Source organism: Rhodobacteraceae bacterium S2214 (assembly GCA_025141675.1).
GTDB lineage: Bacteria > Pseudomonadota > Alphaproteobacteria > Rhodobacterales > Rhodobacteraceae > Yoonia.
In genome coordinates this window covers 1,036,618-1,050,194 of record CP081161.1, presented here as the reverse complement: position 1 = coordinate 1,050,194, position 13,577 = coordinate 1,036,618, and the positions used below count along the sequence as shown (strand labels likewise).

Genomic DNA, 13,577 nt, shown 5'->3' with positions numbered 1-13,577 from the left:
GATGTTTCCTATTACCAGCGGTAGTGGCTGAATGCTTTGTTCGCATCGGCCATTTTGTGGGTGTCTTCGCGTTTCTTAACGGCTGTGCCGCGACCGTTGATCGCATCCATCAGCTCGCCAGCAAGGCGTTCTTCCATTGTGTTTTCGTTGCGCTTTTGAGCAGCAGCGATCAACCAACGAATAGCAAGCGCTTCACGGCGCTCTGGGCGTACTTCAACAGGAACCTGGTACGTAGCACCACCAACGCGGCGCGAACGCACTTCGAGGTTTGGTTTGATGTTGTCGAGGCACTCGTGGAACACTTCCACTGGTGATTTCTTCAGTTTATCTTCAACGCGGTCGAATGCGTTGTAAACAATCCGCTCAGCAACGGCTTTTTTGCCGTCGATCATCAGGTTGTTCATGAATTTTGTCAGAACCTTATCGCCGTATTTGGCGTCAGGTAGGACTTCGCGTTTTTCAGCGGCGTGACGACGTGACATGTGTCGGTCTCTCTCTCGTTTCGGGCAACGGCGGGGGATGTCCCCGCCCTACGGATGGTGGGTAGGGCGGACCAATATGGGTCCGCCGTTCCGCGATTACTTAGGACGCTTCGCACCGTATTTGGAGCGGCGCTGCTTACGATCTTTAACACCTTGGGTATCCAACACACCGCGCAGGATGTGGTAACGGACACCCGGAAGGTCTTTTACACGACCGCCACGGATCAGAACCACAGAGTGTTCCTGAAGGTTGTGGCTTTCACCAGGGATGTAAGAAATGACTTCGAAACCGTTGGTCAGGCGAACCTTGGCAACTTTCCGCATCGCGGAGTTCGGTTTCTTAGGTGTTGTTGTATAAACACGTGTACATACGCCGCGTTTCTGCGGGCATGATTCCAAGTGCTGAGACTTGGACTTAGTGACTTTTGGCTGGCGCGGTTTGCGGATCAGCTGCTGAATCGTTGGCATCGTTTGATGTTCCCATCTATTCACAAATTATGCACCCGAAGGCACGATTAAGGTCGGCAAACGCCAATCAGCTAAGACCAGCACAAAAAATCCGCAGTCAAACCCTTACCGGAGGTTTGGTGCGGCGGGCTACAGAGGAACAAGTCAGCATTAGACCGGTTCTTGACCACTTTTATCTTGATATCAGGTCAAAAGACGCAATGCCCCCTACCCGGATGAACGGGCGTATAGGCAGAGTCGGGAAAGGTGTCAACAGGGCGCCCGCATCGTAGGATTTCAGACGCCGTTATGCGGGGCGATATCGCATAACAGCCCGGATCACAGCCACCGATATTGAATATCTGCACACCGGTCGTGTTGATCAAGGCAAGCCATCCAGAAAAGGAGCTGCCATGTCTATCCGCCCTGCCCTGCTCATCATCGCAACTGCAACCACCGCTGCCTGCGGTGCGCAAACGGTCACGAACAAACCTGTTGTATCGGCCCCCACGCCAACGACCACGCCAACAGTCATTAGACCCGCGTTCACGGCGTCAGATTTCAACGCGGCGGTCGCCGATGATAAGTTCGGGTCTACCCTGCCCGAAACGTCGGCGACACGCGTACCATACGGAACCGCCACCTACGACGGTCATGTGCGCAGCAGTGCCGTCATCGAAAACCAAAGTGGGTACGACGTGATTGGCGATCTTGAACTGGACGTTGATATCAATAGCCGCAGCAGTTTTGTGGGACGTAATCCCATCACTGGGACGATCACAGACGTCACCGTGATTGATCGCGAATCCAATGATCGTCTTATTCCACTGTCTGGGACGCTTGATATCCGCGGGGACAGCGTATCCGGCGAAATCGAAGCCACCGCAGTTGGCGACCTGAGACGCGCCCGCACGGGCACCCGTGATGAAGTAGCGGAATGGTCGATTGATCTTGATGGGTCGTTCCGCGATGATTTCGCGACCGCAGACACAATCGCCGGTTCCGCGACAGGCGGCACATCGGGCGGATCGCGGGATGATTACAACGTGGACCTGACCGGCAACGGTCGTTTCGTTGGGGTCGAACGATGACAGGCGGGATTTCGCATGGTCAGCATTTCCCGACCTGTCCCGACCCGTTGATATTGAATATCATAAGCCCTGCAATCACTTTGCAGGGTGTCCGCTGCTGCCATTTCAAACATAGGATCCATTACAGATGACTTATAAATTTGCCTTACCGTTTTTCGCCATCGCCGGGCTTGCCGCCTGCGAGCTACCAAATGAAAACACGCTCAGCCGTTCTGACCTGACCGCGCTAAGCGCCGATGATGTTCGCGCAAGCAGGCTCGATTTCACCGCAGCGACGGACATCCCCACAGGGTCCGCCACATACGAAGGGCACGTCCGCAGCGATGCAATCGTCAACGGTGAAGACGATTACAGTATCCTTGGCCTTCTTGAGATGGGCGTCGATATTTCGGCAACGGCAGGACGCGAAGGCAGTGGTGGGATCGATGGCACGATTTCCCAGATTAACCTGTTCGACGATAATGACGACGGTTTCGAAGACCAAGAATTCGGTGGCGAATTGACGGTACGCGGCGACGCACGGGACGGCCGGATCGAGGCAACCGCGACAGGCGTCTTGGATGCTGTTCTGGACGATGTTTTGGTGGAACAGACAAGCACCTGGTCACTTGATCTGCGCGGCGATTTTGTCACCGATTTTGACGACGGCGACACAATTGTCGGCGATGTTTCCGGTGGCACAACAGGGTCCGCATCCGATGACTATGACGTGACGCTGACAGGAACTGGTAAATTCTTCGGCGAACGCCAGTAAATTACTGAGACTGGCTTGCCATTTGGCGGGCCAGTCGCCGTTTCACGCGTCGTTCGCGATACAATGTGAAAAGTCCCATCGCGACGACGATGCCTGCCCCAAGGAATGTCAGCGCCTTAGGGATTTCCCCGAACACTAGAAATCCTAGGATCAACGCGACCAGAAGGCTCGTGTATCGGAACGGCGCGACGAAGCCGATTTCGCCGACGCGCATGGCAGCGACGGAAAAGACGTAGCCCCCGATGATGAAGACCGCAGCACCCGTTAAGAACCCGACATGTGGAACCGTGACCGGCACCCATGTTTCCGTCAGCAAACCAATCGCGGCCATCACAGTCACCCCGATCGCGGCCACAACAGCCGCAAGCGTCGAAGGAACGTCGCGCGACATGCGTCGCGCAGCCAGATCGCGGACGGTTACGATCAGAACGGCTGCGATGGCATAGATCGAATAGACGTTGAAATCCGCCCCACCCGGCCTGACGATCAGGAGAACACCTGCGAATCCCACAATAATCGCAGTAATCCGACGCCACCCAAGCGGTTCTTGAAAGAACAGCGCCGCGGCCAAACTAACGGTCAACGGCAAGGCCTGCAGGATCGCGCTGACGTTCGCCAAAGGCATGTTGAACAAAGCTTTGATGAACAAGAACGCGCCGGCCATTTCCGCAACGGTGCGGATCAAAACCAAGGTCCAGTCCCGGCGGCTTAGGTCAAAACGCAGCTGGCCCATGGATTTACACAGCAGGATCAGCAGCGGCAAGACGATCACCCCACGCAGGAAAATAGACTGCATCAGCGGCAAGTCAGTCGAAACTGATTTCATAAAGGCATCGTTCACGGTGAAGGCCGTCATGGACCCCATCATGAAAAGTGCGCCGCGCATGTTGTCTGTCAAAATGGCCATGGATCAGCCGTAGCAGCGTCCGTTTCCCTGCGCCAGATTATTCAGCAGGTTGCAGGGCGACCGGTTCTTTGACGTCCGAAAAGCGGACCATGCGTTTGGCGTCTTCGTCCCACAATTTCCATTTTACGCAGGCGATTGCTTCGCCCCAGCCCATACGGGTTGGCTGCAAGACATCGACCAATGCTTCGTGGCAGGCCTTCAATCGATAGGCCGGAATTTTCACGTACAGATGGTGCAGGTCGTGGAAGGCAAAGTTGTAGGTGAGAAAGTGAAAGATCGGGCCAAAATCAAGCACGCTTGATCCTTTGAGCGATGCTTCTTCAAAGTCGACACCACCTTCATGTTCCCAATAAGCGTCTTCGAAATTATGCCCTGCGTAAACCATGAAGGTCCCGAAGCAGCACGCAAACACGTTCGCGATCACGAAGAACAAGAACGCCGTTTCGCCACCGACAAAGTAGATGATGGCCCACAGCCCACACATCAGGGCATTTTGGGTCACGACATCGGTCCAGCCCGTTTTCGTGACGTTCTTCGGAATGCGGTAGCGGATGAAAAAAATGAACACGGGGCCGATGAAATAGATCACTGGAGCGGACCGGTACGTCCGGTAATACAGTTTTCCCCAAAAACCGGCGGCCTGATATTCTGCCACGGTCCACGTCAGAACCTCATGCGCGTCGCGTTCATCAAGGTTGCCGATGTGGCGGTGGTGGAGGTTATGATTATGCCGCATCGCGAAAAACGGATGCGCCGTGAACGCGCCAAGGATGACACCAACAACTGTGTTGACAGTACGGTTGCTGAAATGCGCCGCGTGCCCACAGTCATGTTGGGCGCCAAAGAAGCGGATGCCGCCGCCCGTGAATAGGATGATTGCAAGCGCCATGATCGGGAAATTGCCAAAATAGACGGTCCCAAGAACGATTGAACCAAAATACATAATGGTTGTGATGATCAAATGGATGAGTGCAACACCGTCCTGCGGAGCGGCAAAAGGGTGTGCCATTTTTCGAATGGACATATGTTTTCTTTCAAATCGGCGTGTCAAATTTTGCGATAATGTCGCGTGAGATTGACGCTAGGACACGTGCATTAACCAATCAAGTCGGGAGAACCTGACCAACTGGTTAAATTTTAGGCTGTTGCGTGTGATACGCCGCCAAAGAGCCAGCTCGTCCAGATGCAGTGCAGCAAGCTGCGATCAAAGAAAAAGGCCCCCGCAGTGTCCTGCGGGGGCCTTTTCAATCATTTCGTCTGACAGGTCAGATTAATCGCGGCTATCCGGTGTTTCCTCGATGATCGTATCGAAGACATCACCACCAACAACATCGTCAGCGACGTCCATTGCGGACGGTGCAGCCAATGCCGCGGCTTGTTCAGCTTCGTCACGACGCGCTTCGATCACTACGTTATCACGGTCTGTCGCGATCTTGCGGACGCGCTGGGTTGCCCCACCTGTACCCGCTGGGATCAGACGACCCACGATGACGTTCTCTTTGAGGCCGACCAGTTTGTCGCGCTTACCCTGAACAGAAGACTCTGTCAGAACCCGCGTTGTTTCTTGGAACGACGCCGCAGAGATGAACGAACGTGTCTGCAAGGACGCTTTGGTGATCCCCAAGAGGATCGGCTCGCCCGTTGCAACGCGGTCGCCACGCTTCAGCGCTTTGGCGTTGGCTTCATCGAATTCAGCCTTATCGACAGTTTCGCCCTTGAGCAGAACTGTGTCGCCGCTGTCTTGGATTTCCCATTTCTGGAGCATCTGACGCACGATGACTTCGATGTGCTTATCGTTGATCTTAACGCCCTGCAGACGGTAAACGTCCTGAACTTCGTCGATCATGTAGTCAGCCAAGGCTTCGACGCCCATAACCGCAAGAATATCGTGCGGCGCTGGGTTACCGTCCATGATGTAATCGCCCTTCTGGACAAAGTCACCTTCCACAACTGGAATGTGCTTACCCTTCGGCACCATGTATTCGACCTTCACGTCTGCATCATCGGCTGATTCAATCGCGATGCGGCGCTTGTTCTTGTAGTCTTTCCCGAAGCGCACATAACCATCGATTTCGGCGATGATCGCGTGATCTTTCGGACGACGTGCTTCGAACAATTCCGCAACCCGTGGCAGACCACCGGTAATGTCCTTGGTCTTCGCACCTTCACGCGGAATACGCGCAAGAACGTCACCAGCAGAGATTTCCTGACCGTCTTCGACAGACAGAACCGCATCAACGGACATGCCGTAAGATACTGGGTTACCGTCGTCTTTCAGAGCAGGTTCACCGTCAGCACCGACAACAATGATCTTAGGTGCAAGTTCATTACCTTTCGGAGCCGCACGCCAGTCTGTCACGATCTTCTGTGTCATACCTGTCGCGTCATCGGTTTCTTCACGCACTGCGATACCGTTAACGAGGTCAACGTGACGCGCAGTACCTGATTTCTCAGCGATGATTGGCAGTGTGAACGGATCCCATTCAAACAGCTTGTCGCCGCGCAGAATGTCCTGACCTTCTTTGACGAAGACCTTGGAACCGTAGCCAACCTTGTGCTTGGACAGTTCAGTACCTTCGCTGTCTTCAATCGACAGAACCATGTTCCGGCCCATCACGACCATCTCACCAGCTGTGTTTTCCAGCAAGCTTGCATTGTCGAAACGGATTTTACCCGGCTGGGATGCCTCTTGGAAGGACTGCTGACCACCTTGCGCAACGCCGCCGATGTGGAATGTCCGCATCGTCAGCTGTGTACCAGGTTCACCAATGGACTGCGCCGCGATGATGCCGACGGCCTCACCGATGTTAACGCGTGTACCACGGGCAAGGTCACGTCCGTAACACATGGCACAGACGCCGTCTTCGGCCTCACATGTCAGTGGTGAACGGATGCGCATTTTGGAAATGCCAGCCACGTCGATCAGGTCAGATGTACGTTCGTCGATGAGTTCACCGGCAGCAACGATCACCTCGTCAGTGCCCGGTTTGATCACGTCATCCGCAGACACACGGCCAAGGACGCGTTCTGCAAGCGATGCAATCACTTCACCGTCGTTAACCGCTGGTTCGGCTGTGATGGCCATTTCGGTGCCACAGTCGATTTCACGGACGATACAGTCTTGCGCCACGTCGACCAAACGACGTGTCAGGTAACCAGAGTTCGCTGTTTTCAAAGCCGTATCTGACAGACCCTTACGAGCACCGTGTGTCGAGTTAAAGTACTCGAGAACGGTCAGACCTTCTTTAAAGTTCGAGATGATTGGTGTCTCGATGATTTCGCCATTTGGCTTAGCCATCAAGCCGCGCATCCCGCCCAGCTGTTTCATCTGTGTAACCGAACCACGGGCACCGGAGTGGGCCATCATGTAAACCGAGTTTGGTTCACCTTCAGATCCATTTTCCATGATTGGTGTTGTACCAATCGTGTCCATCATCGCGTCAGTGACTTTGTCGTTGGCTTTTGACCAAGCATCGACAACTTTGTTGTACTTTTCACCCTGAGTGATCAGGCCGTCCATGTACTGCTGTTCGAAGTCTTTTACGAGGTCACGTGTTTCGCCAACCAGTTCCCATTTCGTGTCAGGCACAACCATGTCGTCCTTACCGAACGAAATACCAGCCTTAAACGCTTCGCGGAAACCCATCGTCATGATGTGGTCACAGAAGATCACGGATTCTTTCTGACCACAGTAGCGGTAGACCGTATCAATGATCTGCTGCACTTCTTTCTTCCGCAGAAGACGGTTCACGAGAGCAAAAGGTGCTTTCGCGTTCAGTGGCAGCAAGGCACCAAGGCGCAGACGACCCGGAGTGGTTTCGAACCGCTCCATGACTTCGTTACCTTCGTTGTCGATCTGCGGCATACGTGCGTGGATTTTGGCGTGCAGGTGAACTTCACCAGCCGTCAACGCGTGCTCTACTTCTTCGATGTCCGAGAAGATCATGCCTTCACCGACCATGCCTTCACGCATGATTGTGGTGTAGTACAGGCCCAAGATCATATCCTGTGATGGCACGATGATCGGTGCACCGTTGGACGGTGACAGAACGTTGTTCGTGGACATCATCAGAACACGTGCTTCAAGCTGTGCTTCCAATGACAATGGAACGTGAACCGCCATTTGGTCGCCGTCGAAGTCAGCGTTGAACGCAGAACAAACGAGCGGGTGCAGCTGGATCGCTTTACCTTCGATCAGAACCGGTTCGAACGCCTGAATACCAAGACGGTGCAATGTAGGCGCACGGTTCAGCATGACAGGGTGTTCGCGGATGACCTCGTCGAGGATATCCCACACTTCTGGGCGTTCTTTTTCGACCAATTTCTTGGCTTGCTTCACTGTGGAAGACAGGCCTTTGGCTTCAAGACGCGAGTAGATGAACGGTTTGAACAGCTCGAGCGCCATCTTCTTAGGAAGACCACACTGGTGCAGTTTCAGTTCCGGACCCGTCACAATGACCGAACGGCCAGAGAAGTCGACGCGCTTACCCAAAAGGTTTTGACGGAAACGACCTTGTTTCCCCTTCAGCATGTCGCTGAGGGATTTCAATGGACGCTTGTTCGCACCAGTGATGACACGACCGCGACGACCGTTGTCGAACAACGCATCAACAGATTCCTGCAACATCCGCTTTTCGTTACGGACGATGATGTCAGGCGCGCGCAGTTCGATCAGACGCTTCAAACGGTTGTTCCGGTTGATCACACGGCGGTACAGGTCGTTGAGGTCGGACGTCGCGAAACGGCCGCCATCCAGTGGCACCAGTGGGCGCAATTCTGGCGGGATCACAGGGATCACGGTCAGAACCATCCATTCCGGGCGGTTGCCGGATTCGATGAAGCTTTCGACGATCTTCAAACGCTTGATGATCTTCTTCGGCTTCAATTCGCCTGTGGCTTCTTTCAGGTCAGCACGCAGCTGTTCAGCTTCGCCTTCGAGGTCGATCTGAGACAGCATTTCGCGGATCGCTTCGGCGCCGATGTTAGCTTGGAACGCGTCCATGCCGTAGACGTCTTGCGCGTCGTTGAACTCTTCTTCGGTCATCAGCTGACCGTAAGTGAGGTCGGTCAGGCCCGGTTCGATCACAACGTAGTTTTCGAAGTACAGGATACGTTCCAGATCGCGCAGGGTCATGTCCAGCATCAGGCCGATCCGGGATGGAAGCGACTTGAGGAACCAGATGTGTGCAACAGGTGCTGCCAATTCGATGTGGCCCATCCGTTCGCGACGTACTTTTTGAAGCGTTACTTCAACACCACATTTCTCGCAGACAACGCCGCGATATTTCATGCGCTTATATTTACCGCACAGGCATTCGTAATCCTTGATCGGGCCAAAGATACGCGCACAGAACAGACCGTCACGCTCGGGCTTGAACGTCCGGTAGTTGATGGTTTCCGGCTTTTTGATCTCACCAAAGGACCACGACAGAATCCGTTCTGGTGAGGCCAAAGAGACCTTGATTTCGTCAAACGTTTTCGCCGGTGTGAGCGGGTTAAACGGGTTATTTGTCAGTTCCTGGTTCATTTTCAATTCCTTGAATAGGGCGCGTTAGGGTGAGGGGAAGTAAGGCCGGGGCCTTACTCCTCATCCTCCGCATCCAGGAGTTCCATGTTGAGGCCGAGGCCCCGGACTTCTTTCACGAGCACGTTGAACGACTCTGGCACGCCGGCTTCGAAGTTATCTTCGCCTTTGACGATGCTTTCGTAGACCTTCGTACGGCCTGCAACGTCATCCGACTTGACTGTGAGCATCTCCTGCAGCGTGTATGCCGCGCCGTATGCTTCCAGTGCCCAGACTTCCATTTCCCCGAAACGCTGACCACCGAACTGGGCTTTACCACCCAGCGGCTGTTGCGTGACCAAGGAGTATGGCCCTGTGGACCGTGCGTGGATCTTGTCGTCGACCAAGTGGTGCAGTTTCAGCAGGTATTTCACGCCTACTGTGACCTTACGGCTAAACTGTTCACCTGTGCGGCCATCAAACAGAACCGACTGACCTGATGTGCTGAAACCAGCGCGTGTCAGGGCGTCGTTGACGTCTGCTTCTTTGGCACCGTCGAAGACTGGCGTCGCAATTGGCACACCCTTTTTGACGTTGCCGGCGATTTCGAGCAGATCGTCCTGATCGAGATCAGCGATGCCTTCGTCATAGACGTTGTCACCGTAAACGATCTTCATCGCGTCGCGCACAGGCGTCATATCGCCAGAGCGGCGGTATTCGTCCAATGCTTCGTCCACTTGGATACCCAGGCCGCGCGCGGCCCAACCCATGTGTGTTTCAAGGATCTGACCAACGTTCATACGTGAAGGAACGCCAAGCGGGTTCAGACAGAAATCGACTGGTGTACCATCTGCGAGGAACGGCATGTCTTCCATAGGTACGACCTTGGAAATAACACCTTTGTTCCCGTGACGACCGGCCATCTTATCGCCCGGCTGCAGCTTACGCTTCACCGCAACGAAGACCTTAACCATCTTCATTACGCCCGGCGGCAGGTCATCCCCACGACGGACTTTTTCGACCTTGTCTTCAAAACGGGCATCCATCATGCGCTTTTGCGCTTCGTATTGCTCGTTCAGCGCTTCAACGATCTGTGCGTCACCTTCGTCTTCGAGAGCGAACTGCCACCATGCACCACGACCGAATTCAGCCATTGCTTCTTCAGTCACTTCGGAATTCGCTTTGAACCCTTTTGGACCTTTGACAGCTTTCTTGCCGAGGATCATGTCGTGCAGACGCGCGTAGATGTTCCGGTCAAGGATGACCAATTCATCGTCACGGTCACGTGCAAGACGTTCAACTTCTTCACGCTCGATCTGCAGGGCACGTTCGTCTTTTTCGATACCGTGGCGGTTAAACACACGGACCTCAACGATTGTCCCGAAGTCACCCGGTGGCAGACGCAAGGACGTGTCACGCACATCGGATGCTTTTTCACCAAAGATGGCGCGCAGAAGCTTTTCTTCCGGTGTCATCGGGCTTTCGCCTTTTGGTGTGATCTTACCGACCAGAATGTCTGCAGGCCCAACTTCCGCACCGATATAAACGATACCGGCTTCATCGAGGTTACGCAGCGCTTCTTCACCGACGTTTGGAATATCGCGGGTGATTTCTTCAGGCCCAAGCTTTGTATCACGGGCGGCGACTTCAAATTCTTCGATGTGGATCGAAGTGAAGACGTCGTCGCGTGTCACGCGCTCGGAAATCAGGATGGAGTCTTCGTAGTTGTAGCCGTTCCAAGGCATAAACGCGACGACCACGTTCTTACCCAGAGCCAATTCACCCATGTCAGTGGATGGACCGTCAGCAACAACCTGACCCTTCGTGACCTTATCGCCCACTTTCACCAGCGGACGCTGGTTGATGCAGGTGTTTTGGTTAGAGCGTTGGAATTTACGCATGCGGTAGATGTCTACGCCCGCGTCGCCCAGACCGAGGTCTTCAGTCGCGCGGATAACGATACGCTGCGCATCAACTTGGTCGATGATACCCGCACGTTTCGCCATGATCGCAGCGCCGGAATCCCGTGCCACAACTTCTTCGATACCCGTACCAACAAGTGGTGCCTCTGCCTGTAGCAGTGGAACCGCCTGACGTTGCATGTTGGATCCCATCAGCGCCCGGTTCGCATCGTCGTTTTCAAGGAATGGGATCAAGGACGCCGCTACGGACACCAACTGCTTTGGCGAAACGTCGATCAGGTCAACGTTTTCACGTGGGGACAGTGTGTAGTCACCGTTTTTCCGTGTGGACACGAGTTCATTGATGATCTCGCCTTCTTCGGAAAGACCCGCGTTGGCCTGTGCCACTGTGTGACGCATTTCTTCAGTCGCGGACATGTAGGACACATCGTCTGTGACCTTGCCGTCGATGACCTTGCGGTATGGTGTTTCGATGAAGCCGTATTTGTTCACACGCGCAAATGTCGCGAGTGAGTTGATCAGACCAATGTTTGGCCCTTCCGGCGTTTCAATCGGACACATACGACCGTAGTGCGTGGCGTGAACGTCACGTACCTCAAAACCGGCACGTTCACGTGTCAAACCACCTGGCCCAAGCGCGGACAGACGACGCTTGTGCGTGACTTCCGACAGTGGGTTTGTTTGGTCCATGAACTGGGACAGCTGGGAAGAGCCGAAGAATTCACGCACGGCTGCAGCAGCAGGTTTTGCGTTGATCAGATCTTGCGGCATGACTGTGTCGATTTCGACGGAAGACATACGTTCCTTGATCGCGCGCTCCATACGAAGCAGGCCAACACGGTACTGGTTTTCCATCAATTCGCCAACAGAACGGACACGACGGTTGCCGAGGTGGTCGATGTCGTCCACGTCGCCTTTGCCGTCACGCAGTTCAACAAGCGCTTTGATACAAGCAACAATGTCGTCCTTGCGCAGCGTGCGCATTGTGTCTTCTGCGTCGAGATCAAGACGCATGTTCATTTTCACACGACCAACAGCTGACAGGTCATAGCGTTCGGAATCGAAGAACAACGTGTCGAACAGCGCGGATGCTGCATCAACGGTCGGTGGTTCACCCGGACGCATGACGCGGTAGATATCCATGAGCGCGGTTTCGCGGTTCATGTTCTTATCGCCAGCCATTGTGTTGCGCATGTACGCGCCCACGTTGACGTTATCGATGTCGAGGATCGGCAAGGATGTGATCCCTGCATCGACGAGGTCTTTCAATGTACCGCCGATGACGTCGCCGTCTTTGTCGACTTCAACTGTCAGTTCGTCACCTGCTTCAACGTAGATCGCACCAGTTTCTTCGTTGATGATGTCGCGGGCTACAAATTTGCCGACGATGCTGTTGAATGGGACCAACAGATCGGTGACTTTGCCTTCGTCGATCAGCTTTTTCACGGAACGAGGCGTAACCTTTTCGCCCGCTTTTGCGATGACTTCGCCAGTTGCAGCATCGACCAGATCTTCTGCAGGACGGGTGCCGCGCACGCGCTCTGGGAAGAACTTCGTGGACCAAGCCTGGCCCTTTTTGTCGAGATTGTAATCGACGGTGTTATAGTACGCGTCCATGATGCCTTCTTGGTCGTAACCAAGCGCATAGAGCAGCGTTGTGACAGGCAATTTACGACGACGGTCGATACGGCAGAACACGAGGTCCTTCGCGTCGAATTCAAAGTCGAGCCATGAACCACGGTAAGGAATGATCCGGCATGCGAACAACAGCTTACCAGAAGAATGGGTTTTACCCTTGTCGTGGTCAAAGAATACGCCCGGTGAACGGTGCATCTGGGAAACGATCACACGCTCTGTGCCGTTGACAACGAAGGTGCCGTTTGGCGTCATCAAAGGCATGTCGCCCATGAATACGTCTTGTTCTTTGATGTCTTTCACAGACTTCGCGCCTGTGTCTTCGTCCACATCAAATACGATCAGGCGCAGTGTCACCTTCAGCGGTGCTGAATAGGTCATGTCGCGCTGCTGACATTCTTCAACGTCGTACTTTGGCTTTTCCAGTTCGTACTTCACGAACTCGAGAACTGCAGTTTCGTTGAAATCCTTGATCGGGAAAACCGACTGGAAAACACCCTTGATGCCTTCGCCGTCAAGCGGCGTGTCGCTGTCGCCGGAACGCAGGAACAGGTCGTAGGAAGATTTCTGAACCTCGATGAGGTTCGGCATTTCAAGAACTTCGCGAATTTTGCCGTAATACTTACGGAGACGTTTCTGACCGAGGAAACTTTGCGCCATGTGTCTGGACACCTTTCAAATTCTCAACGGGGCACATGCAGTTGGGCGACAGCATGGGCAACCATACGAGACAGCAGTGAAACATGGTCCATTCTCGCCGCACGACCCACTGCGCAGCACTCGACCATATCTCTGCCTTGGAAAACCCTTACAAAAAAGGGCTTTCCAAGTCAGAC

Annotated in this window: 8 protein-coding genes; 2 read left to right on the top strand and 6 right to left on the bottom strand. The window is 54.1% G+C overall.

Annotated features, from left to right (window positions below):
- Positions 1–11: 11 nt before the first annotated feature.
- On the bottom strand, positions 12–482 hold the full coding sequence (gene rpsG, locus K3729_05170; GenBank protein UWR00168.1) for a 30S ribosomal protein S7: 471 nt from the start codon (positions 480–482) through the stop codon (positions 12–14).
- A 96-nt stretch (positions 483–578) separates the two neighbouring features.
- A complete protein-coding gene (gene rpsL, locus K3729_05165) occupies positions 579–950 on the bottom strand; it encodes a 30S ribosomal protein S12 (GenBank protein UWR00167.1) in 372 nt (123 codons plus the stop codon).
- Between the two features lie 392 nt (positions 951–1,342).
- Here rpsL and K3729_05160 point away from each other — a divergent pair, with 392 nt between their 5' ends.
- Entirely contained in the window at positions 1,343–2,020 is a 678-nt protein-coding gene (locus tag K3729_05160; protein ID UWR00166.1) for a hypothetical protein, read from the top strand.
- Between the two features lie 127 nt (positions 2,021–2,147).
- Positions 2,148–2,774 carry a hypothetical protein gene (locus K3729_05155; GenBank protein UWR00165.1) on the top strand — a complete coding sequence of 209 codons (627 nt, stop codon included), beginning with the start codon at positions 2,148–2,150 and terminating at the stop codon, positions 2,772–2,774.
- A gap of 1 nt (position 2,775) precedes the next feature.
- Here K3729_05155 and K3729_05150 read toward each other — a convergent pair whose 3' ends face one another.
- From K3729_05150 to rpoB, 4 genes are all read right to left on the bottom strand, one after another.
- Entirely contained in the window at positions 2,776–3,681 is a 906-nt protein-coding gene (locus tag K3729_05150) for a DMT family transporter (protein UWR00164.1), read from the bottom strand.
- Between the two features lie 37 nt (positions 3,682–3,718).
- Positions 3,719–4,705, bottom strand: coding sequence for a fatty acid desaturase (locus K3729_05145; protein ID UWR00163.1), 987 nt, complete (start codon positions 4,703–4,705; stop codon positions 3,719–3,721).
- A 246-nt stretch (positions 4,706–4,951) separates the two neighbouring features.
- Complete coding sequence (gene rpoC / locus K3729_05140) at positions 4,952–9,208, bottom strand: DNA-directed RNA polymerase subunit beta' (GenBank protein UWR00162.1); 4,257 nt, start codon at positions 9,206–9,208, stop codon at positions 4,952–4,954.
- Positions 9,209–9,261: 53 nt separating this feature from the next.
- On the bottom strand, positions 9,262–13,401 hold the full coding sequence (gene rpoB / locus K3729_05135) for a DNA-directed RNA polymerase subunit beta (GenBank protein UWR00161.1): 4,140 nt from the start codon (positions 13,399–13,401) through the stop codon (positions 9,262–9,264).
- Positions 13,402–13,577 lie beyond the last annotated feature (176 nt).

What these genes read in the sequence shown, in the direction of transcription:
- rpsG (UWR00168.1), bottom strand. Translation starts at nt 482, where the DNA reads ATGTCACGTCGTCACGCCGCTGAAAAACGCGAAGTCCTACCTGACGCC.
- rpsL (UWR00167.1), bottom strand. Translation starts at nt 950, where the DNA reads ATGCCAACGATTCAGCAGCTGATCCGCAAACCGCGCCAGCCAAAAGTC.
- K3729_05160 (UWR00166.1), top strand. Translation starts at nt 1,343, where the DNA reads ATGTCTATCCGCCCTGCCCTGCTCATCATCGCAACTGCAACCACCGCT.
- K3729_05155 (UWR00165.1), top strand. Translation starts at nt 2,148, where the DNA reads ATGACTTATAAATTTGCCTTACCGTTTTTCGCCATCGCCGGGCTTGCC.
- K3729_05150 (UWR00164.1), bottom strand. Translation starts at nt 3,681, where the DNA reads ATGGCCATTTTGACAGACAACATGCGCGGCGCACTTTTCATGATGGGG.
- K3729_05145 (UWR00163.1), bottom strand. Translation starts at nt 4,705, where the DNA reads ATGTCCATTCGAAAAATGGCACACCCTTTTGCCGCTCCGCAGGACGGT.
- rpoC (UWR00162.1), bottom strand. Translation starts at nt 9,208, where the DNA reads ATGAACCAGGAACTGACAAATAACCCGTTTAACCCGCTCACACCGGCG.
- rpoB (UWR00161.1), bottom strand. Translation starts at nt 13,401, where the DNA reads ATGGCGCAAAGTTTCCTCGGTCAGAAACGTCTCCGTAAGTATTACGGC.